This is a genomic window from Bradyrhizobium sp. 21, assembly GCF_023073335.1.
Taxonomy (GTDB): Bacteria; Pseudomonadota; Alphaproteobacteria; order Rhizobiales; family Xanthobacteraceae; genus Bradyrhizobium.
Window position 1 is genome coordinate 436,340 of the sequence record NZ_JADPJG010000015.1, and the last position, 25,112, is coordinate 461,451.

General features: G+C 64.3%; 25 protein-coding genes. 11 read left to right on the top strand and 14 right to left on the bottom strand.

The window, feature by feature from the left end:
• The first annotated feature begins 63 nt into the window (after positions 1-63).
• Both IVB31_RS18100 and IVB31_RS18105 read left to right on the top strand, forming a co-directional pair.
• Complete coding sequence (locus IVB31_RS18100) at positions 64-405, top strand: hypothetical protein (RefSeq protein ID WP_247324700.1); 342 nt, start codon at positions 64-66, stop codon at positions 403-405.
• A 143-nt stretch (positions 406-548) separates the two neighbouring features.
• Positions 549-839: a hypothetical protein gene (locus tag IVB31_RS18105; RefSeq protein WP_247324702.1), complete on the top strand. Its 291-nt coding sequence runs from the start codon at positions 549-551 to the stop codon at positions 837-839.
• Between the two features lie 16 nt (positions 840-855).
• Here the strand turns inward: IVB31_RS18105 and IVB31_RS18110 are convergent, their stop codons facing one another.
• The 7 genes from IVB31_RS18110 to IVB31_RS18140 form a co-directional block, all read right to left on the bottom strand.
• Positions 856-1,065: a hypothetical protein gene (locus IVB31_RS18110; RefSeq protein WP_247324704.1), complete on the bottom strand. Its 210-nt coding sequence runs from the start codon at positions 1,063-1,065 to the stop codon at positions 856-858.
• Positions 1,062-1,226, bottom strand: a complete 165-nt coding sequence (locus tag IVB31_RS18115; protein WP_247324706.1) for a hypothetical protein — start codon at positions 1,224-1,226, stop codon at positions 1,062-1,064. Before IVB31_RS18115 ends, IVB31_RS18110 begins: the two co-directional genes overlap by 4 nt.
• A gap of 186 nt (positions 1,227-1,412) precedes the next feature.
• Positions 1,413-3,032, bottom strand: coding sequence for an ABC transporter ATP-binding protein (locus tag IVB31_RS18120; protein WP_247324826.1), 1,620 nt, complete (start codon positions 3,030-3,032; stop codon positions 1,413-1,415).
• A gap of 3 nt (positions 3,033-3,035) precedes the next feature.
• A complete protein-coding gene (locus tag IVB31_RS18125; RefSeq protein ID WP_247324708.1) occupies positions 3,036-3,875 on the bottom strand; it encodes an ABC transporter permease in 840 nt (279 codons plus the stop codon).
• The gene (locus tag IVB31_RS18130) at positions 3,872-4,843 is read right to left on the bottom strand and encodes an ABC transporter permease (RefSeq protein ID WP_247324710.1); all 972 of its coding nucleotides are present in this window, start codon (positions 4,841-4,843) and stop codon (positions 3,872-3,874) included. Before IVB31_RS18130 ends, IVB31_RS18125 begins: the two co-directional genes overlap by 4 nt.
• A gap of 267 nt (positions 4,844-5,110) precedes the next feature.
• Positions 5,111-6,661, bottom strand: coding sequence for an ABC transporter substrate-binding protein (locus tag IVB31_RS18135; RefSeq protein WP_247324712.1), 1,551 nt, complete (start codon positions 6,659-6,661; stop codon positions 5,111-5,113).
• A gap of 415 nt (positions 6,662-7,076) precedes the next feature.
• Positions 7,077-8,627 carry a winged helix-turn-helix domain-containing tetratricopeptide repeat protein gene (locus tag IVB31_RS18140; protein WP_247324714.1) on the bottom strand — a complete coding sequence of 517 codons (1,551 nt, stop codon included), beginning with the start codon at positions 8,625-8,627 and terminating at the stop codon, positions 7,077-7,079.
• A 134-nt stretch (positions 8,628-8,761) separates the two neighbouring features.
• Between IVB31_RS18140 and mddA the strand changes: the two genes are divergently transcribed.
• Both mddA and IVB31_RS18150 read left to right on the top strand, forming a co-directional pair.
• Positions 8,762-9,547: a methanethiol S-methyltransferase gene (gene mddA, locus IVB31_RS18145; protein ID WP_247324716.1), complete on the top strand. Its 786-nt coding sequence runs from the start codon at positions 8,762-8,764 to the stop codon at positions 9,545-9,547.
• A gap of 229 nt (positions 9,548-9,776) precedes the next feature.
• The gene (locus tag IVB31_RS18150; RefSeq protein WP_247324718.1) at positions 9,777-10,199 is read left to right on the top strand and encodes a GFA family protein; all 423 of its coding nucleotides are present in this window, start codon (positions 9,777-9,779) and stop codon (positions 10,197-10,199) included.
• Positions 10,200-10,246: 47 nt separating this feature from the next.
• Here IVB31_RS18150 and IVB31_RS18155 read toward each other — a convergent pair whose 3' ends face one another.
• On the bottom strand, positions 10,247-11,806 hold the full coding sequence (locus IVB31_RS18155; RefSeq protein ID WP_247324719.1) for a winged helix-turn-helix domain-containing protein: 1,560 nt from the start codon (positions 11,804-11,806) through the stop codon (positions 10,247-10,249).
• A gap of 366 nt (positions 11,807-12,172) precedes the next feature.
• Here IVB31_RS18155 and pcaB point away from each other — a divergent pair, with 366 nt between their 5' ends.
• Complete coding sequence (pcaB, locus tag IVB31_RS18160; RefSeq protein ID WP_247324720.1) at positions 12,173-13,534, top strand: 3-carboxy-cis,cis-muconate cycloisomerase; 1,362 nt, start codon at positions 12,173-12,175, stop codon at positions 13,532-13,534.
• 111 nt (positions 13,535-13,645) lie between these two features.
• Positions 13,646-14,902 (top strand): aminopeptidase, encoded by a 1,257-nt coding sequence (locus IVB31_RS18165; protein WP_247324721.1) that lies wholly within the window; start codon positions 13,646-13,648, stop codon positions 14,900-14,902.
• Between the two features lie 9 nt (positions 14,903-14,911).
• On the opposite strand, the gene IVB31_RS18170 is transcribed toward IVB31_RS18165, so the two are convergent.
• On the bottom strand, positions 14,912-15,466 hold the full coding sequence (locus IVB31_RS18170; RefSeq protein WP_247324722.1) for a hypothetical protein: 555 nt from the start codon (positions 15,464-15,466) through the stop codon (positions 14,912-14,914).
• A gap of 236 nt (positions 15,467-15,702) precedes the next feature.
• Here IVB31_RS18170 and IVB31_RS18175 point away from each other — a divergent pair, with 236 nt between their 5' ends.
• Positions 15,703-16,158, top strand: a complete 456-nt coding sequence (locus tag IVB31_RS18175) for a cupin domain-containing protein (protein WP_247324723.1) — start codon at positions 15,703-15,705, stop codon at positions 16,156-16,158.
• Between the two features lie 85 nt (positions 16,159-16,243).
• Here IVB31_RS18175 and IVB31_RS18180 read toward each other — a convergent pair whose 3' ends face one another.
• From IVB31_RS18180 to IVB31_RS18200, 5 genes are all read right to left on the bottom strand, one after another.
• A complete protein-coding gene (locus IVB31_RS18180) occupies positions 16,244-17,296 on the bottom strand; it encodes an amidohydrolase family protein (RefSeq protein WP_247324726.1) in 1,053 nt (350 codons plus the stop codon).
• 117 nt (positions 17,297-17,413) lie between these two features.
• The gene (locus IVB31_RS18185; RefSeq protein ID WP_247324728.1) at positions 17,414-17,935 is read right to left on the bottom strand and encodes a hypothetical protein; all 522 of its coding nucleotides are present in this window, start codon (positions 17,933-17,935) and stop codon (positions 17,414-17,416) included.
• Between the two features lie 65 nt (positions 17,936-18,000).
• Positions 18,001-18,813, bottom strand: a complete 813-nt coding sequence (locus IVB31_RS18190) for an MBL fold metallo-hydrolase (RefSeq protein ID WP_247324730.1) — start codon at positions 18,811-18,813, stop codon at positions 18,001-18,003.
• Positions 18,814-18,918: 105 nt separating this feature from the next.
• Positions 18,919-20,448 (bottom strand): permease, encoded by a 1,530-nt coding sequence (locus IVB31_RS18195; protein ID WP_247324733.1) that lies wholly within the window; start codon positions 20,446-20,448, stop codon positions 18,919-18,921.
• Positions 20,445-21,194, bottom strand: a complete 750-nt coding sequence (locus IVB31_RS18200; RefSeq protein WP_247324828.1) for an ABC transporter ATP-binding protein — start codon at positions 21,192-21,194, stop codon at positions 20,445-20,447. Before IVB31_RS18200 ends, IVB31_RS18195 begins: the two co-directional genes overlap by 4 nt.
• A gap of 263 nt (positions 21,195-21,457) precedes the next feature.
• On the opposite strand from IVB31_RS18200, the gene IVB31_RS18205 reads away from it, so the two are divergent.
• Genes IVB31_RS18205 through IVB31_RS18220 form a run of 4 tightly spaced genes read left to right on the top strand, consistent with a single transcriptional unit; the run spans position 21,458 to position 25,037 of the window.
• The gene (locus tag IVB31_RS18205) at positions 21,458-22,333 is read left to right on the top strand and encodes a branched-chain amino acid ABC transporter permease (RefSeq protein ID WP_247324734.1); all 876 of its coding nucleotides are present in this window, start codon (positions 21,458-21,460) and stop codon (positions 22,331-22,333) included.
• Positions 22,334-22,337: 4 nt separating this feature from the next.
• A complete protein-coding gene (locus IVB31_RS18210) occupies positions 22,338-23,489 on the top strand; it encodes a branched-chain amino acid ABC transporter permease (protein WP_247324736.1) in 1,152 nt (383 codons plus the stop codon).
• The gene (locus IVB31_RS18215) at positions 23,486-24,244 is read left to right on the top strand and encodes an ABC transporter ATP-binding protein (protein ID WP_247324739.1); all 759 of its coding nucleotides are present in this window, start codon (positions 23,486-23,488) and stop codon (positions 24,242-24,244) included. Before IVB31_RS18210 ends, IVB31_RS18215 begins: the two co-directional genes overlap by 4 nt.
• Positions 24,245-24,248: 4 nt before the next feature.
• On the top strand, positions 24,249-25,037 hold the full coding sequence (locus IVB31_RS18220; protein WP_247324750.1) for an ABC transporter ATP-binding protein: 789 nt from the start codon (positions 24,249-24,251) through the stop codon (positions 25,035-25,037).
• Positions 25,038-25,112 lie beyond the last annotated feature (75 nt).

A 25,112-nucleotide genomic window follows, 5' to 3' on the forward strand; every position in this document is an offset into this window, starting at 1 on the left:
AGTCGCGCGGGAGCGGCGTGGTAGTGTTCCCGCCGCCGGTCGAGCGTCAGCGAGGGGAATCGTATGCCCGTGTTCAAGCTGCCCCTGTCGGGGGATGTCGTCCAGTCCATCTATCCGTCGTTCTTCAGCCCTACCGGCGGCCAGTTCGGCCTCGTCAACATCACGGTGGGACAATCCTCCGCGCCTGATGTCGAGAAGGACGTGCTGTCGGATGTCGCCGGCTACGGCAAGCAGATCGGACAGATCGCGGACGCGTTGCTGGCCGTGATCGAACATCTGGAGGCACGGCCGGACCACGCGTTCGCTGACGACAAGGCGATCGCCGCCTTCAAGGAACTGATGCACTCGGTCGCGACCGTGAAGGAGCGGCATGGCCGTAGGGCGTGCCGCCCGAAGCGGCGGTGACCGCGGCGCGCTGCCCCGGGGGCGGGCACATTCGTCCGCGCACGAAGTTATGAACGTGGGCCTATGGAAATTTCCCGACGAATGAACAGCTGGCACAATGGCCTGGCAGCGAATGGGGCTCGCAGCGAGTGCAGGGAACCATCATGACAAGCATGAGACTCGCCATTGCCGCACTCATCATGACTGGCCTGCTTGCCACGCCGTTTGCGACTGAAGCCAAGAAATACCGGTCGAGCCGACATTACAGCACGAACGTAGTGGCCCCGACCTATAGCGGCGCCGGGGCGCCGGCGGCACAGCCCAGGACCTACGGGTCGTCCGGACAGACGGTCGGGACTGTCACGGCGCCGTCGGTCGGCACGTATAATTGGCCCTCGGTCGGCGTGACCAATTCGGTCCCCACTTGGAGCAATACCAATCCGCCTGCCAGGTAGGAGGCGGCCTCAAACATCAGGCGCCCCGGCCGCCCTGCTGGCCGATCACGCAGCGCCATCCGGCGAGGCGCTCGGCCGGATGCTGGCTCATCCATTCGGCAAGCTGCGGCGCGCCCATCATGCAGGACTGCATCGAGACGTCGGCGAAGTCCGACGTCGTGACGATCTGCTCGTGGCAATTGGCCGGGGAGGCGAGGTTGCAGAGCACGGCGATGATCTTGATCACGCGAAATTGCCCCCGTCGCTGCGGCGAACACCGGCGCCGGCCTGCTGCTCGCTCGCCGGAACAGCCGACGGGAAGATGCTGTCGTAGATCGCGCGTGCTTCGCGAATGAGGCGCTCTCGCTCGCGCTCCGATTTCGAGACAAACTGAATGACTTCACCCATGATCGCTCCAAATTTGGTCGTCACGTCATCATGAGATGACGTGCATCATGTCATGCATGTAGGGCTCCGCTCGCCGCTTTGAAGCCGGAGCAGTGCTGATGAAGCAATAACAAGCGCGTGACTGCCCTGTTCCTCGCGGAATCGGCCGAATACCGGTGGCGGGCGCAGAACCGGATACCGCTCGCCTCACGCAGCCGGCGCACGCTCCTTGCGGCCCGGCACCGCCGCCAGCAGCTCGCGCGTATAGGCGTGCTCAGGTGCGGCGAAGAGCTGTGCGGTCGGCTTCAGCTCGACGATGGCGCCGCGCTGCATCACCGCGATGCGGTCGCAGATCTGGGCTGCGACGCGCAGATCGTGGGTGATGAACAGCATCGAGAGGCCGAGGCGTGCCTTGAGGTCCTCGAGCAGCCTCAATACCTGCGCCTGTACGGAGACGTCGAGCGCGGAGACGGCTTCGTCCGCGACGATGATCTCGGGTTCGAGCGCGAGCGCGCGCGCAATGCCGATGCGCTGGCGCTGGCCGCCGGAGAATTCATGCGGATAGCGCTCCAGCGCGCCGGCGTCCAAGCCGACCATCCTGAGGAGATCGCGGGCGCGATCGAATGCCACTTTCGGATCGGTGCCGGCGGCGATCGGGCCGTCGGCGATGATGTGACCGACCTTGCGGCGTGGATTGAGCGAGGCGAACGGATCCTGGAAGATCATCTGGATGCGATGGCGCTCGGCGCGCAGCGCCCTGCCCGAGAGTGAGGTGAGATCGGTCTCGCCGATCCGCACCGTGCCGCGGTCGGCTTCGATCAGCCGCATCACCAGGCGCGCCACCGACGACTTGCCGGAGCCGGATTCGCCGACGAGGCCGAGCGTCTCGCCCTTGAGGATGTTGAAATTGACCTCGCGCGCGGCATCGACCCGGCGATCTTCGCGAAACCAGCCTCCCGACGTGACATAGGTCTTGTCCAGCCCGATCACTTCGACGGCCCTGGCCTGGTCATCGAGTGGCGTGCGCGCCGGCGGGTCCATCGACGGCACGGCGGCGAGCAGCGCCTTGGTGTAGTCGTGCTGCGGCGCGTTGAAGACGGTCGCGGCGGGGCCTTCCTCGACGACCTTGCCGTGGCGGAGCACCACGACCTGATCGGCGATGTCGGCGACCACGCCGAAATCATGGGTGATGAACATCACCGCCATGTTGCGGTTGCGCTGGAGGTTGCGGATCAGTTTCAAGATCTGCGCCTGCGTGGTGACGTCGAGCGCGGTGGTCGGCTCGTCCGCGACCAGCACAGCGGGCTCGAGCGCCAGCGCCATCGCGATCATGGCGCGTTGGCGCTGGCCGCCGGAGAGCTGGTGCGGATAGGCGCGCACGATGCGCTCGGGGTCGGGCAGGCCGACCTCGCGCGCCAGTGACAGTGCCCTTGCGCGCCGCTCCCTCGGCGTGAGCAGGCCGTGCGCTTCGAACATCTCCGCCATCTGGTCGCCGATCCGCATCAACGGATTGAGCGCGGTCATCGGCTCCTGAAAGATCATCGCGAGCCGGCGGCCGCGCAGATCGCGCCAGCCGTCGTCGTCGAGCTTGAGCAGGTCGCGGCCTTCGAACTGGATCTCGCCGGAGGTGACGGAGACGGTGTCCGGCAACAGGCCCATCAGCGCATGCGCGCACATCGATTTGCCGGAGCCGGACTCGCCGACAACGCAGACGATCTTGCCGGGCCGTAAGTCGAGCGAGACGCCGTCGACGGCGAAGGGACGCTCGGCGCCCTTGGGCAACGCGATCCGCAGGTTCTTGATGGAGACGGCGGGCGGGGCGGTCATCATCTAGCGTCCCTCCCGCGACAGGCGCGGATTGAGCGCGTCGTTGAGGCCTTCGCCGATCAGGTTCAGCCCCAGCACCGAGATCAGGATGGCGACGCCGGGAAACACGGTGATCCACCAGGCCTGGCGGATCACGGTTCGGCCGGCGCCGACCATGTAGCCCCAGGAGATCAGATTGGGATCGCCTAGTCCGAGGAACGCCAGCGAGGATTCCAGCAGGATCGCGGTCGCCACCATCAGCGAGGCCAGCACGATCACCGGCGACAGCGCGTTCGGCAGGATCTCGCGCATGATGATCCAGGTGTTGCTCTGGCCCGTGACCACGGCGGCCTGGACGTATTCGCGCGTGCGCAGCGACAACACCTCGCCCCGCACCAGGCGCGCGACCGGCGGCCAGCTCACCACGGCGATCGAGGCGACGATCGAGTAGATCGAGGGCTGCAGGATCGCGACCAGCACGATCGCGAGCGCGAAGCTCGGAATGGTCTGGAAGAACTCGGTGAAGCGCATCAGGGCGTCGTCGACCTTGCCGCCGAAATAGCCGGCCATGGCGCCGATCGGCACGCCGACGACCAGCGCCACCAGGGTGGAGACGAGGCCAACCAGCAGCGAGACGCGTGCGCCAAAGATCATGCCGGCGAACACGTCGCGGCCGAGCGCGTCGGTGCCCAGCGGCACGGTCGAGAGCGTGAACGGCGGCAGGAACGGCCGCTGCACCATGCGCCAGGGCGAATTCGGGAACAGCAGCGGCCCGAACACCGCGATCCCGATCGCGAGGATCAGGATGATGAGCCCGATGACGCCGCTCGGGCTCCTCAGCATCGATTTCCAGAACTGTTTCATGTGGTGAATTCGATGCGCGGGTCGACCAGGCGATAGACCAGGTCGGTGATGAGGTTGAAGGTCAGGACCATGGCGGAGCAGATCACGAAGACACCGAGCAGCAGATTGTAGTCCCGCTGCAGCAATGCGTCGTACATCAGCCGTCCGATGCCGGGCCATGCGAACACGGTCTCTGTGATGACGGCGCCGCCGATCAGCGTGCCGGAATGCACGCCCGCGAGCGTCACGACGGGCAGCAGCGCGTTGCGCAGCACGTGGCGGCGCTGGATCACGGCATCGGAGAGGCCCTTCGCGCGCGCGGTCTTGACGAAGTCGAGCCGCTGCACCTCCAGCATCGAGGCCCGCGTCATGCGGGTGTAGGTCGCCATGAAGAACAGGCCGAGCGTCATGGCGGGCATGACCAGATGCTTGGCGACGTCGATCACATGGGCAAGGCCGGTCAGGTTGGCGCCAACCGTCTCGTAGCCGAAGCTCGGCAGCCAATCCATGGTCACCGAGAACAGCAGGATGCCCATCAACGCCACCCAGAAGATCGGCATGGCGTAGAAGATCAGCGCGAACACGGTGATGGCGGTGTCGAGAAAGGTTCCGGCAAAGCGCGCTGCGAAGGTGCCGAAGAGGACACCGAGCATCAGCGAGATCGCGAACGCCGTCAGCGTCAGCAGCAGCGTCGCCGGCAGCCGCTCCAGGATCAGTTTTGCCACCGGCTCCTGCTGGCGGAAGGAGAAGCCGAGGTCGAGGGTCACGATGCCCTTGACGTAGATGAAGAGCTGCTCGGGAAGCGGCTTGTCGAGGCCGAATTTCTCCCGGAGCTGCTTGACGAAGACCTGGTCGCTGGCGCCGGCTTCGCCCGCCATCACGACCGCGGGATCGCCGGGCGCAAGCCGGATCAGGAAGAAATTGAGGACGACGATCGCGAGCAGGACGATCACGCCCTTCACGGCACGCTGGGCGACGAAGGAGAGCATTGTTAGAGCGACGCTTGTTTGACGTGAGTGTCACCGCGGCGACAGTGCGCCCCCTCTCCCGCTTGCGGGGGAGGGCAGGGGTGGGGGTGCTTCTGCGGAGAGGCTCTTCGCGTGGAGAGAACCCCCACCCGCAGCGCTTCGGACGATGCTTCGCATCGCCGGGCGCGCGTCGACCTCCCCCGCAAGCGGGAGAGGTGCAGCGAGTTTGCGGCTCGATCGGAGATCATTTGGCGAGAGCCATAGCAGAAGATCAGGCGCGTATCATCCTCACTTGTCGAGCCATGCGTCCTTGAAGCCGTCATTGACCCCGATCCCCGTGGTGATCAGGTTCTTGACCTTGCAGCGGGTGATGGTCGGGAATTGCAGCTCGAGCATCCAGGCCACCGGCACGTCCTCGACCAGGATCTTCTGCGCCTTCTCGTAGATCTCCTTGCGCTTGGAGTCGGGTGTTGCGACCGCGCCGTCGGCGAACAGCTTGTCGATTTCCGGGTTGGAATAGCCCTCGACGTTGTTGAACACCTGGCCCTTGGCGATGGCGCTGGAGACGTAGTTGCGGCCGACGCCGAGTGCGGGATCGCCGTACTGGTAGAGATAGGTGAAGGCGATGTCGTAGTCCCAGTCGCCGATCTTCTGGTTGCCGCCGGCAACGTCGGTGGCGATGGTCTCGATGTTCATGCCGACGTCCTGGAGATTCTGCTTCACGGCCTCACCCCAGCGCTGCCAGGTCTCGCCATAGGCGAGCGGCAGAAGGCGGATCTTCTCGCCCTTGTAGCCGGCTTCCTTCAGCAGCGCCTTGGCCTTGGCGGGATCGTAAGGGTATTTCGGCACGTCGTCGGTGTAGAACTTGATGGTCGAGGCCGACGGGCCGGTGGCGACCTTGCCGAGCCCGTTCCAGATCACGTCCTTGGCGAAGTCGCGGTCGATCGCGAACATGACCGCCTGACGCACCCGCTTGTCCGCGAGCGGACCCTGGCGGTTGTTCAGCCACAGCCAGGCGAGAGGCGAGAAGAACTCCCAACCGGCACCGGTGACGCAGGTGTCCTTGAGCTTGGACAGTCGTGGCACGTCGAAATTCTCGACCGAGCCGCCGGGCAGCACGTCGACCTTGCCGGTCTCATACGCCACCGAGCGCGCCGCGGCATCGGGAATGACCTGCCAATAGATCTCGTCGAGATAGGGCTTGCCCTTCTCGTAATAGTTCGGGTTCTTGACCAGGCGGATGAAAGAGCCCTTCTGCCATTCCTTGAACATGAAGGGGCCGGTGCCGACCGGGGCGTTGTTGTAGGGATTGGTCTTCCAGTCGGTGCCCTCATAGAGATGCTTCGGCACCATCGGCATCGAGCCGACTTCGAAGATGCCGAGGAACGGGCCGAATGGCTGCTTCAGCGTGAAAACCACCGTGTAGTCGTCGGGCGCCTCGACCTTGTCGACCTGCGCGAGGTTGTTGCGGGCACGCGCGTGGGTCTGCTTCAGCATCTCGATCGAGAACAGCACGTCGGCGGCGGTGAAGGGCTTGCCGTCATGCCAGGTCACGCCCTTCCTGAGCTTGAAGCTGTAGGTTTTTGCGTCCTCGCTGACGCTCCAGCTCTCGGCGAGCTCCGGCAGCGGTTCGAGCTTGGGGCTGTAGCGAAGCAGGCCTTCGAAAATATTGCCCGACACCATCTGCACCGGGCCGTTCTGGACCATCGCCAACATCAGGCCGGGCGGCTCGGGCTGGATCACGACATTGATCGCACCCCCCGTTTTCGGCTCTTGTGCCAGTCCAGGGGCCGTGAGGCCGCAAGCCAGGAGGAGTCCAAGCAACACTCGTTTTGGCATGTCGTATCTTTCTCAAGCGAGACCAGCCGCAAACGCTTCGCACGTCGTGGCGCGCAAAGCTACGGCCGGCCCATCCCAGTCCCCATCCGTTATCGAGGCTCACATAGTCCCATTCGGCGCCGCAAGATGAAAGTCTCGACAGTGTTCGCACAAAAAATGTACAGCGCGTCCTGTTTTAGCGGGCCTTTCGTAACAGCGGATCGGCTTGCAATCAGCCCGCCTTGCTTAAGTCGTGGGGATGCGATGGTGATTGCACGAGCCTGGGCCTGCGAACAAATGCATCAGGCCGCCGACGTCGCCGACTGCCTGGTTTCACCAAAGTGCCCGAAGGGCTTCCCGGCCACGAGATCAAGCGGCTCGACGTCCTGATCCATCTCCACAGGAAGCGGCGATGTAGCCCGGGCCGGACGGTCTTCTACCTCAATCCCGCCCGCCGGAATCCTTCCAGATAGTGCTCGCGATCGGCCGCATTGGCCCACGGCAATTGCGTCGCGATCCAGTGCAGCGAGATGTTGGGCTGGGTGCGACGGAGCTCGCCCAGCGCCATCTCCGCGAGCACGCCGTCGCCGGTCATGCCGGCAGAAACCGCGAGGACGCGATAGGCGCCGGTGAGGTCGCCGCGGTGGCGGATCGCCTCGCGCGCCAGCGCGATCGCATCGTCATAGTTCCGCTCGGTGAAGCGCGCATAGCCGGCGATACCGTGATAGATCGCCAGCGACGGGTCGCGCGGCGAGAGCCGGATCGCTTTTTGCGCCGCCTCGAACGCATCCTTCGGTCGCCCGGCATAGGACAGCGCCAGCGCGTAATAGCCCTGCGCCAGCGAGAAGTTCGGATTGAGCGCGAGCGCCTGCTCGAACGCGGACAGTGCGTCCGCAAGCCTTCGCGTCGAGAAGCAGACGGTGCCGAGCGCGGCATGCGCCCAGGCATCCTCGTGGTCGCAGCGCATCGCGGCGAGCGCGGCGGCTTCTGCCGCCGGCGCCACCACGGCAAGCTCGGCCCAGCCGAGATGCACAGCGAACATGTGGTTGGCCGCCAGCACCGACAGCGCCTGGCCGTAGTTGGGGTCGATCTCGACGGCGCGTTCCAGCAGCGTCCGCGCGGTCTCGTGATCGCGTCGCGTCACGCGCCAGTAATGTGACAGCGCCCGCATGAGGAGATCCCAGGCATCCAGGCTCGCGGGGGGCTTGCGGTGGGCGCGAAAACTCTCCGCCGCATGGATCTGCGGCTCGATCGCCGCGGCGATCGCGTTGGTGATCTCGTCCTGCACGGCGAACACATCGACCAGCTCGCGGTCGTAGCGCTCGGCCCAGAGATGGCTGCCAGATGTGGCGTCGTTGAGCTGCGCGGTGATGCGCACCCGGTTGGCCGCCTTGCGCACGCTGCCTTCGACGATGTAGCGGACGCCGAGCTCCTCGGCGATCTGCCGGATGTGGACCGCGCGTCCCTTATAGGTGAAAGACGAGTTGCGGGCGATCACCATGAACCAGCGCTGCTTCGACAGCGCGGTGAGAATGTCCTCGCTGATCCCGTCGCCGAAATAGTCCTGCGCAGGATCGCCGCTCATGTTCTCAAAGGCGAGCACCGCGATCGCCGGACGGTCGGCCAAGGTGCGCGGCAGGGCAGCGACGGACTGCGCGGGCGCAGCCGCGGCTACCACTTCTTCCCGGACTTCGCCGACGAAACGAAAACCCTTGCGCGGAATGGTCTTGATCAGCCGCTGGCTCGCGCCATCGTCGCCAAGCGCCTTGCGCGCGGCGTTGATCCGGCTGTTCAGGGCGGAATCCGAGACGATCCGATCGCTCCAGATCTGGCTGATCAGGTCATCCTTGCTGACCACACGGGTGCGCTGCGCCACCAGATAGAGCAGGAGATCGAACACCTGAGGCTGCAGCGGCACGGCGGCTCCGCTGCAGGTGAGTTCCCGCAGATCGCCGTCGAGCACGTTGTTTTCAAAGCTAAATCGCACGTTTCTGTCGTCTCAAGCAAAAATCAAAGTCGTCTCAGGCGAAAATCAACCGTCCGCGAAAGTCAGGGGACGTCGGATGCGGCATGGTGCAGCGACCAATGAAGTGCCGGCGTTTTGGCACAACGGAGCTGTTTATGACCCAAATTGATCATCAGGTTGATCCTATCGGCCCGGTTGCGGGCTCACGCATTTTCAAGTTCATCGCCTTTCTGTACGGAATTGCGGCGTATCTCGTGTTTTTCGCCACCATTCTCTACGCCATCGGCTTCGTCATGGGGCTGGTGGTGCCGAAGACCATCGACACCGGGACCGACACGCCCGTGGCCGAGGCCGTCATCATCAATCTGCTCGTGATGGCCGTGTTTGCGGTCCAGCACAGCGTGATGGCGCGCCGGCAATTCAAGGCCTGGTGGACGCAGTACGTCCCCAAGCCGGTCGAGCGCAGCACCTATGTGCTGTTTGCGAGCCTGTCATTGCTCCTCCTGTTCTGGCAGTGGCGTCCGCTTCCCGCGGTCATATGGGACGTTGCGAACCCGGATCTTGCTGTGACGATCGTCACGCTGTCGCTGGTGGGCTGGATTTTGGTGTTCACCTCGACCTTCATCATCAATCACTTCGAGTTGTTTGGATTGCATCAGGTGACCAATCATCTCATCGGCAAGGAGGCGTCGCCGCCGCGATTCAAGACGCCGCTGCTCTATAAATTCGTCCGTCATCCGATCTATCTCGGTTTCATCATCGCGTTCTGGGCGGCGCCGGTCATGACCGCGGGCCATCTGCTGTTCGCCGCCGTGACCACGCTCTACATCTTCGTCGGCATCGCGCTGGAGGAGCACGACCTCATCGATCTCTTCGGCGACGAGTACCGGCAGTACAAACAACGGGTCTCGATGCTTATTCCCTGGCGCAAGTCGGTATAGCTTGCGCGTCGTTCGGCCGCGTCCGCCGAAAGGAGGACGCGCGGCGGCGCAGAGGCGCGTAACGGATCTTGCCGGACGCAACCTTCAACGCTTCTCGGGGTGATCCCCCTCACGTCCACGTTACCTGCGCGATCGAAGCTCGTCGCGACCCCCGCATTCGTTTTTGCCGAGTTATCGGCAAACAGGAGCGGGGATAGGAATCTAAACAATCATCAACGGAGACGACCAAATGAAATATGTCGGAAATTGCTTCTGTGGCGCGGTCACGGTCGAGGTCACGGGCGCGCCGGAGGCGATGGGCTATTGCCATTGCCGCTCCTGCCGCTCGTGGTCGGGCGGTCCGGTGAATGCCTTCAGCCTGTGGAAGCCGGAAGCGGTGCGCATCACCGAAGGCGCAGAGAACGTCGAGACCTTTGCCAAGACGCCGCTCAGCCAGCGCAAGTTCTGCAAGAAGTGCGGCGGCCATCTCATGACCAACCACCCGCCGCTCGACCTGGTCGACGTCTTCACCGCCACCATCCCCACGCTGGCGTTCGCGCCCGGTGTCCACGTCAACTATTCCGAGACGGTGCTGCCCATGCGCGACGGCCTGCCCAAGCTGAAGGACTTTCCGGCCGAGTTTGGCGGCAGCGGCGAGATGATGCAGGAGTAGCGGCGGTTCTTCCCTTCTCCCCGCTTGCGGGGAGAAGGACCTATTCGCTACCCCATCCCCGCGCGCCGCAATCCTTCCAGGTAATGCTCGCGATCCTCTTCCCGCAGCATCGGCAGTTCGCGCGTGATCCAGGCGAGCGAGATGCCGGGTTGGGCGCGGCGCAAGCCTTCCAGGGCGGACGCCGCGCGCGCGGGATCTCCCGACATGCCGGCGGCGGCCGTCAGTACGCGATGCGCGCCGACGAAATCGGCGCGCTGCCGCATCGACTCCCGCGCCATCTGCACGGCTCCTTCGTAGTCGCGGCCGATGAACCGGGCATAGGCGGCGACGCCGCAATAGATCGCCGCGAGCGGGTCGCGCGGGCTGAGCCGCAGCGCACGGCGCGCGGCAGCATCGCCGTCCTGCCAACTCCCGGCGTAGCACAGCGTCACGCCGTAGAAGGCGTGCGCCATCGCAAAGTTCGGATTGAGGTTCAGCGTCAGTTCGAACTCAGCCAGCGCGTCGTCGAAGCGGCGGCGGAATAGATAAGTATAGGCGAGGCCGTGATGGGCCCAGGCATCTTCACGATCGGCCTCCACCGCGGCGAGCGCCGCGCGTTCGGCGACCGGCACGGTCGCAGCCATGTCGGCCCAGCCCATATGCGCGCCGAAGATGTGGCTGGTCGCGAGCAGGCCGAGCGCCTTGCCATAGGCGGGATCGAGCGCGACGGCCTTTTCGAGTAGTCCTTGCGCGGCCGCGTTGTCCTCGCGGGTGATGCGCCAGTAATGCGACAATGCGCGCATCACGAGGTCCCAGGCATCCAGGCTTCCCGGCGGCTTCTGCTGGGCGCGAAAATTCTCGGCGGTATAGAGCTGCGGCTCGATCGCGGCGACGATCGCCTCGGTGATCTCGTCCTGCACGGCGAAGATGTCGGCAAGCTCGCGGTCGTAGCGTTCGGCCCAGAGGTGGCTGCCGGTGGAGACGTCGTTGAGCTGCGCGGAGATACGCACGCGATCACCGCTCCGCCGTACGCTGCCTTCGATCACGTAGCGCACGCCGAGTTCGCGTGCGATCTCGTGCATGTGCACGGCGCGGCCCTTGTAGACGAAGGAGGAGTTGCGCGCGACGACGAAGAACCAGCGCAGCTTCGAAAGCGCGGTGATGATGTCCTCGCTGATGCCGTCGGAGAAATAATCCTGCTCGCGGTCACCGCTCATGTTGGTGAAGGGCAGCACCGCAATCGCCGGTCGGTCCGGCAGTGCGAGCGGAGCCTGCAGAACCTTCGTGCCGAAGCCGGGTTCCGGCGCGGTCGCCCCGCGCTTGGTCTCGACGTCGCCGACGAAACGAAAACCCTTGCGCGCGATGGTCCGGATCAGCGCCTGGCTCGCGCCGCTGTCGCCGACCGCCTTGCGTGCCGCATTGATCCGGCTGGTCAGTGTGGATTCGGAGACGCTGCGCCCGTGCCAGATCTTGTCGATGAGCTCGTCCTTGCTGACCACCCGGTCACGGTTCTCCATGAGGTGGACAACGAGATCGAAGACCTGCGGCTCCACGGCAACAGGAACCTGCTCGCGGCTCAGCTCGCGCAAGTCGGTATCGAGCAGGTGATCCCGGAACAGAAACCGCACGTGGAAAACTCAGACCTCACGACAACATCGGCAATGATAAAATCAAAACGGATTTCGACTGAAGTCTGTGAGTCCGCCGAACGGTCGAACCGGTTCACCACGATCGCGTGATGGCAGCCATGCGGTTTTCGAGTGGGAATGCAGCCTGGGTTAGAAAAAGGCGGTTTCGGCCGGATTGTTGCGGCGTCCTCCCGTCATTGCGAGCGCAGCGAAGCAATCCAGAATCCCGCCAGGGAGATAGTCTGGATTGCTCCGTCGCAAAAGCTCCTTGCAATGACGACGTTGGACGCCCGAATGCCCATTGCCGAACCGCGCCCCCTGCGTAAGCTGCCCTCCATACCAAACGCCAACCATAAAGAAACGTCCATGCCCGCTTTTCATGCCTCGACCACCGTGCTCGATTCCATGTTGTTCCGCGATGCTTTCGGCACACCTGCGATGCGCGAGGTGTTTTCCGACGTCGCGACGCTCGGGCGCTATGCCGAGGTCGAGGTAGCGCTGGCGAAGGCGGAAGCGAAGTGCGGGGTGATCCCGCAGCAGGCTGCCGACCAGATCGCGGCGCGGACCGATGTTGCCGCGCTCGATTTCGATCTGTTGCGGCTGGAGACCGATGTCGTCGGCTATCCGATCCTGCCCCTGGTGCATCAGATGGTGAAGCAATGCGGCGAGGCCGGCCGCTACGTGCATTGGGGCGCGACCACGCAGGACATCATGGACACCGCTGTGGTGCTGCAACTGCGCGCCGGGCTCGAGATCGTCGAACACGACATCGCCGCGCTGCGTAAAATCCTCGCCGACCTCTCGAAGCGCCATCGCGACACGCCGATGGCGGGCCGCACCCATCTCCAGCAGGCGCTGCCGGTCACCTTCGGCTACAAGACCGCGATCTGGCTTGCGATGTTCGACCGCCACGCCGAACGTCTGGCACAATTGAAGCCGCGCGTCCTGGTCGGCCAGTTCGCCGGCGCGGCCGGCACGCTGGCGTCGCTCGGCGACAAGGGGTTTGAGGTGCAGGAAGCGCTCTGCGCTGAACTGAAGCTCGGCGTCCCCGCCTCGACCTGGCACGTCGCACGCGACGGCTTTGCCGAGACCGTGAATTTCCTTGCGCTTGTCACCGGCTCGCTTGGCAAGATCGCGCTCGACATCATGATCATGGCCTCGACCGAATTCGCCGAGGTCTACGAGCCCTTCGTCAAGGGGCGCGGCGCTTCCTCGACCATGCCGCAGAAGCGCAACCCGATCTCCTCGGAACTGATGCTCGCGGCGTCCAAGGCGGTGCGCCAGCACGCCGGCCTCATGCTGGATGCCATGGTGCAGGATTTCGAGCGCGCCACCGGTCCCTGGCACGCCGAATGGATGGCGATCCCCGAAAGCTTCGCGCTGACCGCCGGCGCCTTGCACCAGGCGAAGTTCGCGCTCGCCGGCCTCATCGTGGACGAAGCGAAGATGAACGACAATCTGGCCCTCAGCCGCGGTTTGATCGTGGCCGAGGCGGTCATGATGGGGCTGGCGCCCGAGATCGGGCGGCAGGAGGCGCATGACGTGGTCTATGACGCCTGCCGGCTCGCCAATGAGAAAGGTCTGAGCCTGGCGGACGCGCTCTCGTCCGACGCCCGCGTCTCTGCCAGAATCGACCGTGCCACGATCGAGGCGCTCACATCACCGAAAAATTACCTCGGCCTTGCTCCCGCCATGGTCGATCGGGTGCTGAAATCGGCAACGCGTTGAAAACCAAAATGCGCGAAACTGCGTATCTCCCGTGTCGCAAGGCACTCGCACACTTGTGTCTCGCGATGCTAGACTTAGATGAAGCGAAAGACGTTCTGCAGAGGATCTGGCATGACTGATCAACGCATCACCTCCACCCCCATCGATCCCGTGAAGCTCGACCGGCTGGCCGAGGTGGCGGTGAAGGTGGGCCTGGGCTTGCGGCCGGGACAGGATCTGCTCCTGACGGCGCCTGCGATCGCGTTGCCGCTGGTGCGGCGGATCGCCGTGCATGCCTACAAGGCCGGTGCCGGCATCGTGACGCCTATACTCTCCGACGAAGAGATGACGCTGGCGCGCTATCGCCACGGTCACGACAGCAGCTTCGATCGCGCCGCCAACTGGCTCTATGAGGGCATGGCCAAGGCGTTCTCGGAGAATACCGCGCGGCTTGCCATCGTCGGCGACAACCCGATGCTGTTGTCGGGCGAAGATGCGTCCAAGGTCGCGCGCGCCAGCAAGGCCAATTCCATCGCCTATCAGCCGGCGTTGGAAAAGATTGTCAATTTCGACACCAACTGGAACATCATTGCCTATCCGAGCGCAGCTTGGGCGAAGCTGGTGTTTCCGAACGATTCCGAGGACGTCGCGATCGGTAAGCTTGCGGACGCGATCTTCGCGGCGTCCCGCGTCGATCGCGAGGACGCGCCGGCCAATTGGGCGAGCCACAATGCGGTGCTGCGCGAGCGCACCAACTGGCTCAACGGCCAGCGTTTTCGCGCGCTGCAATATTCCGGTCCCGGCATCGATCTCACCATCGGACTTGCCGACGGCCATGAATGGGAAGGCGGCGCCTCGCTCTCCAAGAACGGCATCAGCTGCAACGCCAACATCCCGACCGAAGAGGTCTTCACCACGCCGCATTGCCGGCGGGTCTACGGTCATGTCGTGAGCTCGAAGCCCCTGTCCTACCAGGGCACGCTGATCGACAACATCGCGGTGCGCTTCGAGGACGGCAGGATCGTCGACGCCAAGGCCTCGCGCGGCGCGGAGGTGCTGAACAAGGTGCTCGACACCGACGAGGGCGCGCGCCGTCTCGGCGAAGTCGCGCTGGTGCCGCATTCCTCGCCGATCTCGCAGAGCGGGCTGTTGTTCTACAACACGCTGTTCGACGAGAACGCGGCCTCGCACATCGCGCTCGGCCAGTGCTATTCGAAGTGCTTCGTCAACGGCGCGCAGCTCACGCCGCAGCAGATCGCCGCGCAAGGCGGCAACCAGAGCCTGATCCATATCGACTGGATGATCGGGTCCGCCGAGACCGACATCGACGGTATTCTCGCCGACGGCAGCAAGGTGCCGGTATTCCGCAAGGGCGAGTGGGCGAAGTAGGATTTTTTCTCACGCCGCCGCGTTGCGCAGCATCGGGCTGCTGTCGATGCTGAAGCGGTTGAACAGCGTCGTGAACGGGCTGCCGTCGGTGGCCCGCACGATGGCGTCGGAAGCCGCGACCGCGTCGTAGAGCGCGCCGACGGGATCGTTCGCCTCGGGCAAGGCGAGGCCCCTGCGGATTTCCTCGCGGGCCTCGTTGATGTCGTCCTCGTCGTCGAGCGTCGCCTCCAGCGCATCGGCCGCGCGCCGCATCTCCTCGAGGTCACCGCCGGCGGAAAATTTGAGGATGTCGAGCCAATAGGGGCGCGCCACGACGAGCTGGACGAAAGCCTCGAAATTCTCCGCGATAATGCCCGCGCGGCCTTCCGATGAGACGTAGAGCATATGCTGTGACGGCAGCAGCATGAAGGCGCCGCCGGAGCCGTCGCTGCCGATCTGGCGGGGGCTGTCGATGCCGTCGACGGTGAACCATGGCTCCTCGTCGGTTGCGAAGGAGACGTCGAGGCTGCCGAGCCAGGCGACGGCCTCGCCTTGGGCTGTCAGAACCTCCGGGGTGAGGGGCATCGGCATGGCTCCTTCGATTGTCACTTACGCGCACTTTGTCGCACCCCGAAAAAGATGGGTTCATGTGCACGAGAATGCAGGGGAATCGCGACGTTAACCGCTTCGCGTCTGCAACTTGCGGCTGATTGTCGGGGCCTGCGTAACAAAGAATTAAAAACCGGCTACTAGCGTTCCAACATCTTTTGAAACAATCCGGGCCGAGACCCGGCCGTTCATATTATCCCTTGGGGAAACAGATGTCGCGCTCATTGATTGAAATTGGTAGTTGCAATGTGGACCTCGAGCTGCGGCCGATCGAGCCGTCCTGGATCATCGAGGGCAACCCGGTGTCGCGCTCGCACATCCTGTCCACCAGCGTTGACGGCACCGCCTCAACCATCATCTGGGCCTGCACCGAAGGGCGCTTCAACTGGTACTACGATATCGACGAGACGATCATGATCATGGAAGGATCGATCGTGCTCGAAAGCGACGGCATGCCGCCGAAGCGCTACGGCCCGGGCGACGTCATTTTCTTCCGCGACGGCGCGCATGCCAAATGGCATGTCGAAGGCCACGTCAAGAAGATCGCCTTCTGCCGCAAGACCAATCCCGTGATGATCGGCTTCCTGATCCGCGTCGTCAACAGGCTCAAGCGGATGTTCGTCTCCGCCGGCGAGCGCCGCCCAGCCTCGCTGATGGGTGCCGGTTAGAGCTCCAACAGCAACATTTCAAGGACGCTTCCCAGCGGCTACGACGGAAGTGGGGTCGGGATCAACATCCCGGCCCCTCCTCTCGTCATGACGGCAATTCGAGCCGGTAGACGTCGGTCGCGGTTTGCGAAAACAGCGCCATCTTCTCGGCCTCGCTCAGGGACGCTGCGATGCGCTTGAAGGCGTTGAAGATCACCTGGTAGCTGCACTGGCCCTTGTCCGGCGGGAAATTGCTCTCGAACATCGCGCGCTTCGCGCCGAATGCCTCGATGCAGGTCTCGACATAGGGCCGCCAGGCCGCGGCAAGCTCCTCGGATGACGGCGGCCTGTCGCGCAAATGGAAGTCATAGCCGAGCAGGCACATCGCGAGCCCGCCGAGCTTCACCACCACGTTCTCGCATTTCGCGATCTCCTGGATCGCGGCGCGCCATTGTGGAAACACCTCCCCGCGCCGCCCGGCAAAGCGGCCGATGCCGGCCGGCCCGCCGCAATGGTCGAGCACGATTTTGGTGCCGGGGAATGCGCGGGCCAGTTCAGTCAACTCGCCGATCTGCGGATGGAACAGCCAGGCATCGAAGCTGAGATTCAGCGGTGCGAGGCAGGCAAAGCCTTTGCGAAACGTCGGGTCTTGCAACAATCCCTGCGGTCGGTTCGCATACATGCCGGCGACGATGGGGTCTTCGTCCCAGGCCGAGGAATGCCGGATGCCGCGGAAGCGCCCGTTGCCGGCGGCAATCTCGGCCTCCAGCACCGGCTTTGCGGCGTCGCCGAGCAGCAGATTGACGTGGCTGACGATGCCGGCGCAGATCGCGGCCCTGCCGTAACCGCCGCTTGCGCTCATCGCGGCGACGCCGTTGGCGAACTCGACCTCGCCGACGGGCCGGAATGCCTCGGGCCCGTGTGCGCGATACATCGAGCGGCAGTCGACATAGACGGTGGCGATGATGTTGTGCCCGGAGGCGATATCGGCCGCCATCTCCTCGATCAGATAGCGGTGCCCGCGATTCCAGAGATGGTGATGGGGATCGACGATCGGCCGTGCGGGATCGATGATCTCCTCCTGATGCAGCGCGAGCCATTCCTCGCGCGGCGCGACGAATAGCCCGCTCGTGTTGGCGGGCAGACCGCTTGCTGCCATCGGCGTTCGCTCCCTCTATGCATGCTTCTTGGGCCGGGAGCCTAGCACCTCGTCCTCCGACACAGCAGAGCGCGTTGCGCAACCGCACCCGTCATCGCGAGCACAGCGGCCGTGTGGTCAACCCTTGCGCCGCTTCGCCCTCACATCCACCACCAGCCGCCAGTCCTTTGCCGTGGCAGGCTTGACCTCACCAAGCCAATGGAAGGAATCGGCTGTGATCTCTGTAAAGCTCCAGCGCGTCAGGTCGCCTGTATCGGTCGTGCCTTCCTGCACGATGTCGGCGCCGCGGGCACGGCCGATCTGCTGACGGAATACGCTGCGGCCGGGATCGAACCAGGAAATCCGCCACGCATCGATGGAGGGATCGTAGACCCGCAACGTCGTGCCGTACCAATTGCCGGCGATCGGCAGGGCTGGGCTGCCTGCCGGGCGCGGAATGATCCAGACGTCCTGCACGGCGCGGCCCTCCAGCACCCAGCCGAAATGGATCTCGCCGGGGGCGGTGTGTTCCGTACCATCGGGCCCATGGGCGGTGATCCCGGCCTCCCAATCGCCGACGAAGCGGCCGTAGAGCTGAAGCGCTGCCGCGTGCTCGGGATTCGGTCCGTCCGCGTGCAACAATCTCGCAAAGTCGGTCATGGCGGTCTCCTGTTGCGAGGAGATCAGCACGACCGGCCGACAGCCGACTTGGAGAAAATTGCGCGTCAGACGCCGTCGAGGATGATCACGGTCGGCGTCGTCGGCAGCGCATCCCGTGTGATCCGAAACGAGCGCTCGCTGCGCCGGTCGATCTCGAACTGCTGGCCGATCAGCCGCATGAACTCGTCGAGCGGGGTGGCGAAGCGGTGCATCGGCAGCACCACCGAGGCGCGCAGCCGCTTGGTGATCTCGGAGACACCGTCGAGCGACATGGTGTAGGTGCCGTCGATCGGCACCATCACGATGTCGAGCCGCCCGATCTGGGCGAAGTGGCTGTCGTCGAGCTTGTGGTGGAGATGGCCGAGATGGCCGATGCAGAGGCCCGCGACCTCGAAGATGAAGATCGAGTTGCCGTCGCGGATCATGTTGGTGCCGGAATCATCGCCGAAATAGCGGCGGATGTCGGTGGTGACGTTGCGGATGAAGGTGTCGCCGATCCGCTCCGACACGATGGCCGGCTTGCCGTCCTCGCCCCAGCCATGCAGCACATGGGGAATGCGCTTGTCGGGAAATAAGGAGTAATGCGTGCCGTGCGCCCGGTTCATGGTGACGACGTCGGGCAACCGTCCGACCTGGTAGGCGCCGCTATAATCGGTCGCGATACGCAACCCGCCGGGCGTGTCGATGAAATAGGTGGAGTGGCCGGCATAGGTGATCTCGACTTCCGCCGCGGCTGCCGTCTGCCGAAACGTCACCGGCATCGCGCGCGGCGCCGCATTCGCCATCGCCAGGCATTCGCTGCGCTGGGGCTGCTGGGCGACGGCAGGTGAGAGGAATGCGCCTGATAGCGCCAGAGCCGCCGAAACCAGTCGCCGCATGATCCGTCCCCGATGACTTCAGGGGAAAGTCTAGCGTGCAATGCAGCGTGTGGCCAACTGGGCGCGATCAACAGCGCGTCAGTGTCGCACCCTCACGCCGGCCTTTTATGATTCACGCCGTGGGCTGAACTTCCAGGTGATGGCGACGAGGCTGGCGGTGATCAGGCCACTGATGAGACCGGCGATGGGGAGGGCGAGCAGCAACGCGGCGCTGGCGGCCCAGCCGATCGATGAGAAGGCTTCGGCAAAGGTCGCAAGCCGTGAAGAAGTCTGGCGGCGGCGGAATTGGCTGCGCCGGGCCTGGACCCGGAACCAGAGCTGGATCGCGGTTGCGGAGGCCGCGCTGATGATGACAGCGCCGGCGCTGACTACGGCCTGGAACGGTGAAGCGAAAGCGAGGGCTGCGATCAGCGGGCAGAAAATGACCGAGATTCCGATCAGCACCACCTCGATCTTGGCGCGGATGACGCCTGATGGCGTCAGCGGCGCGGTCGCGACCAGGTCGGGCGCGTCCTCGCCCGAAATCGTCAGCCAGGCGAGCCCGCCGGCAAGCTGTCCCGCCGCCATGACGATGACGGGCGTGATCAGCGTGAGCGCGGCAGAGCTGTCGGCAAAGCTGCGCCACAGCAGCAGCGCCGGCGGCACCAGATAGAGCAGCTGCATCAGCGTCTGCGAGATCAGCCAGGGATCGCGCCGGAGCAACATGAACTCCTTGCGCCGCAGCGCCTGCTGCCGCGATCCGCCGCGGAACGGGCGCTCCTTCGCGCGCTTGCTGCCGGCCTTGCCGTAGGCGGCGGCATCGATCGCGGTGTCGGCAAAGCGGCCCGAGAAGATCGCCATGACGCTGCCGAGCAGCACCAGTCCGAGCGCCAGAAGCAGCATCAGTGCCGCGGTGTCGCCCATCGTCGCCCGCGCTGGCCACCACCAGATGCTGTCGACATCGGGCGCGTGGGCGGCCACGCTCCCCGAGGTCAGGATGGTGAAGCGCGACAGCGTGCCATAGGACATGATCGCCGCGACCTGGAGCGCGATCACGAAGCCGGCGCCGATGATCGCGGCGAGGATCTGCGCGACGAAACGTGTCCGCGCCGGTCCGATCAGGCGGAACAGGACGATGGTGATGGCGATCGCGACCGCCGCGGCCGACAGGCCCATCGCGACCACGACGCCGAACGCCGCAAGCCAGCGCGGGCCGCCGCCGAACACCAGCACGTCGATGAAGGGCGTCGAGAACAGCAGCGCCATCACCGTGACGGTCAGCGCGATCGCGGCAATGCGCACCGAGAACAGATTGGCCAGCGTCGCGGGCGAGGACATGATCAGGTCGAGGTCGGCGCGGGCGTAAAACACCCGCGTCACCGATTCGATCGCCTGTGACAGCATCAGTGTCCAGGCGAGGAAGATCGTCGCCGAGATCACGATCAACGAGGATTTGTCGAGCGGCAATTGCAGGTCGGCGAAGCGGCCGATCACCGCCCAGGCGGGCACGTGCAGGAGTGCTGCGAAAAACAGCAGGCCGATCATTGCGGCGCGCGTCCGCTTGCGCCGCCCGCCGGTCATCATCGCGAACCATTCGCGCCAGGCGAGCCGGAGCTCGTGGCGGGCAAACCAGGAGAGCGCGGTGGCCGAGCTCATGCAGCTTCCTGGAGCGTCACCAGCGCGATGAAGAGATCTTCCAGGCTGGTGTCGGCGTGGCCGTTCTGCTGACGCAGCTCGGTCAGCGTGCCCTCGGCAACGAGGCGGCCCGAGGCGATCACGCCGATGCGGTCGGCCATGCGTTCGGCGACCTCCAGAATATGTGTCGTCATGATGATGGTGCAGCCGGCCTGAACGCGCTCGCTGAGGAGGCCCTTCACATGGCGGGCGGAGACGGCGTCCAGCCCCGTCAGCGGCTCGTCGAGAATGATGAGGCGGGGATCGTGCACCAGGGCGCCGGCGAGAGCGACCTTCTGGCGCATGCCTTTGGAAAAGCCTTCGCAGCGTTCGTGCCGGTGCGGCTCGAGCCCGAGCGAGCTCAGAAGTTCCTGCGCGACCGGTTCCGAGACCGATGGCGCGATGCCCCAGAGGCCGGCGACGAATTCGAGATATTCAAGCGGGGTGAGCTTGTCGTAGATCATGGGCTCGTCGGAGACCCACGCCATCACCTGCTTGGCGGCAACAGGGTTTTGGAGCGCATCGATGCCGAAGATCGAGACCGCCCCGGCATCGGGCCTGAGCAGGCCTGCAACCATGCGCAAAGTCGTGGTCTTGCCGGCGCCGTTGGGGCCGACCAGCGCATAGAATTCGCCGGCATGGATGGTGAGACCGAGGTTATCGACCGCCAAACGGTCAAAACGCTTCGTTAACCCCAAAATTTCGAGCGCCGAGCTGTCCGGCTTCATGACGGCCACACCATGCGGTTTTGCATCGCCCGCGACCATGACCCCAAGATGTTTCGGCACCGTGAATCGCGCTGCCGCTAATTCCGGCATGCCCCTTGGACCAATGGCAAGTCACCGTTTGTTGACAGCGCTTGGCGGTTCAGGCTGAATTGGCGAAGGGACGAATGGCGCGAACGCAGCGAAACGACTGCGTAGCGACTGAACACAAGATGCGGCAAGGCGGTCAGGAAGAACCGCCGGTTGTGTCGGGAGGATGCGCGGCGATGCTGGATTTCGTTCAGCAGCTGGTCAGCGGTGTTGCGCTCGGCTGCGTCTACGGCCTGATCGCGCTCGGCTTCGTGCTCGTCTACAAGGCCACCGAGGTCGTCAATTTCGCCCAGGGCGATTTGATGATGCTGGGCGGCTTCTTCGCCTTCACCTTCATCGGCATGATGGGCCTGAACTACTGGATCGGCTTTGCCGGCGCGGTGGCGGCGATGGCGCTGTTCGGCATGCTGGCCGAGCGCGTGGTGGTGCGGCCGATCCTCGGCTATCCGCAATTCTCCATCATCATGGCCACCATCGGGCTCGGCTATTTCCTGCGTTCGGTCTCCGGCATGATCTGGGGCACCGACGATTTCAAGATCGACACGCCCTTCAGCCAGGGCGTGCTCCGGATCGGCGCGCTGGTGCTCGCCCACGACAAGCTCTCGGTGATCGCGGCCACGATCATCCTCTGCACGCTGCTCTGGCTGTTCTTCAACAAGACCACGCTCGGCACCGCGATGCGCGCCAGTTCCGAGAATATGCTGGCGGCCTATTACATGGGCATCCCGGTCAAGCGCGTGGTGTCGATCGTCTGGGCGATCAGCGCGGCGGTTGCGACCTGCGCCGGCGTGCTGCTGGCGCCGATCACCTTCATCCATTCCAATGTCGGCCTCGTACTTGGCCTGAAGGCCTTTCCGGCCGCCGTGCTCGGCGGTTTCGGCTCGATCCCCGGCGCGGTCGTCGGTGGCGTGCTGATCGGCGTCATCGAGAGCATGGCCGGCTTCTATCTGGCCGAGGGCTGGAAGGACGTCGCGCCCTATGTCGTGCTGCTCGCCGTGCTCTTGCTCAAGCCCGAAGGCCTGTTCGGCCGTCACGTCCGCAAGAAGGTCTGAACGCATGCGCTTCCTGTTCAAGACCGACTACGAGGACGACATCAGGCTGTTTCCGCATTCGGGCTATGTCGTCTCCTACGGCATCCTGCTGGCCGTGCTGCTGATCGCGCCCTATGTGGTCTCAAGCTATCTGATGAGCCAGCTCGTCTTCGTCTGCATCTATGCGACCGTCGGGGTGGCGCTGCTGATCTTGACGGGCTTCACCGGGCAGGCCTCGCTCGGGCATGCGGCGTTTCTCGCGATTGGCGCGTATACGGCGGCCTATTTGCAGAAATATGGTGTGCCGTTTCCCGTCTATTTCCTTGCCGCGGGCGCCCTGACCGGCCTGATCGGCGCGTTGGTCGGCTTCCCTGCGCTGCGGCTGCAAGGCATCTACCTCGTCATCGCCACCATCTCCTTTGCCTTCATCGTCGAGGAAATTCTGGCGCGCTGGGAAAGCGTCACCAATGGCAACGAGGGCATGCGGGTCAAGGCGCTGTCGCTGCTCGGGGTCACAGTCTCACGCGACAGCCCGGCCTTCTATTTCCTCTGCCTCGCCGTGCTGGTGCTGACCATCGTCGGCACGCTCAATCTGCTGCGCTCGCCGACCGGTCGCGCCTTTGTCGCGATCCGCGACAGTGAGACCGCGGCGCGCAGCATGGGCGTCAACGTCGCGCTGTACAAGGTGAAGTCCTTTGCGATCTCGGCGGCGATCACCGGCTTTGCCGGCGTGTTGTTCGCCCACAAGCTCTCCTTCATCTCGCCGGAGATGTTCACGCTGCAGCTCTCGATCGAGTTCATCATCGTGATCCTGATCGGCGGCACCTTCAGCCTGCACGGCGCGGTGCTGGGCGCGATCTTCATCGTGATGATCGATCCGTTCCTGACCTACCTCAAGGACGACATGCCCGGCATCATCGCCGGCATGGCAGCGACCTTCGGAGCGGGCACGCAGAGTGCCGCCAACGTCCAGTCCAAGGTCGCGGCCTTCGCCTCGCTCAACGGCCTGAAAGGCGCGATCTACGGCATCATCATCGTATTGTTCGTGCTGTTCGAGCCGCTCGGGCTTTACGGCCGCTGGCTCAAGATCAAACTCTTCTTCCAGCTGTTCCCGCTCTACAAGCGCGCCACCTTCAAGCGGCAGAAGATCTACGTGAAATCGGAGCGCAACCGATGAGCTACTTTCGCGCCGAGAATCTCTCATTGCACTTCGGCGGGCTGAAAGCGGTCGATGCGGTGTCGTTCGCGGTGGAGAAGGGCGAGATCCTCTCGATCATCGGTCCGAACGGCGCCGGCAAGAGCTCGATCTTCAATTTGATCTCGCGGATCTACCGGCCGACCTCGGGCCGAATCTTCTTCGAGGACCAGGACATCACGGAAGAGCCGCCCTACGACATCGCAAGGCTCGGCATCGCCCGCACCTTTCAGAACATCGAGCTTTTCGAGAACGCCACCGTGCTGTCGAACCTGTTGGTCGGCCGTCACCGCCATTCCACCACGCAGCTCTGGCAGGAGCTGCTGTTCCTGCCGAGCGTGCGGGCCAACGAGAAGGTGCATCGCCGCAGGGTGGAGCAGGTGATCGAGTTCCTCGATCTCGAGCCTTACCGCGACAAGCTGATCTCGGGACTTCCCTACGGCGTGCGCAAGGTGATCGAGCTCGCGCGTGCGCTGTGCTCGGAACCGAAGCTGATCCTGCTCGACGAGCCGTCCTCCGGCCTCAATGTCGAGGAGACCAGCGACATGTCGTTCTGGATCCGTGACATGAAGAGCGAGCTCGGCGTCACCGTGCTGATGGTCGAGCACGACATGTCGCTGGTCAACCGCGTTTCCGATCGCGTCATCGCGCTGAACTACGGCCGGGTGCTGGCGATGGGTTCACCCGCCGAGGTTCAGCAGCATCCCGACGTCGTCGCCGCGTATCTGGGAGCCTGACGCGATGGTCGCTGCTGTCACACCCGAGATCATCCTGAAACTCTCGAACATCGAGAGCTATTACGGGCCGATCATGGCGATCCGCGGCATCTCGCTGGAGGTGCCACGCGGTCGCATCGTCACGCTGCTGGGCGCCAACGGCGCCGGCAAGACCACGGTGCTGAAGACCATCTCCGGCATTCTCGACCCGCAGAAGGGCTCGATCGAGTTCATGGGCAAGCCGATCCAGCGTATGGAGGCTGACAGGATCGTGCGGCTCGGCCTCAGCCACGTGCCGGAGGGGCGTGAAGTCTTCCCGTTCCTCTCCGTGCGCGAGAATCTGATGATGGGCGCCTATCCGCGCAGGGATCGGGACGGCGTTGCGGAAGATCTGGAACGCGTCTACGGCTATTTCCCGCGGCTGAAGGAGCGCATCAACCAGCCGGCCGGACAGCTCTCCGGCGGCGAGCAGCAGATGTTGGCGATCGGGCGTGCGCTGATGAACCGGCCGGCGCTGCTGCTGCTCGACGAGCCCTCACTCGGGCTGTCGCCGATCCTGGTGAAGGAGATATTCACCATCATCCGCCGCGTCAACGAAGAGCAGGGCATGTCGATCCTGCTGGTCGAGCAGAACGCCAAGGTGGCGCTGGAGACGGCGCATTACGGTTATGTCCTGGAGATCGGCCGCATCGTCATGAACGACACCTGCGACCGCTTGATGCATTCCCAGGATATCCAGGAATTCTACCTTGGCGCCAAGGAACAAGGCGCGAGAGGCGAGCGGCGCTGGAAAAAGAAGAAGACGTGGCGCTGAACATTTGATGCTAATGGATTGGCCCATCCGTACAGTAGACCGCCGGCAAGGCGGCAGCGGAGGGGAAGGCGACAA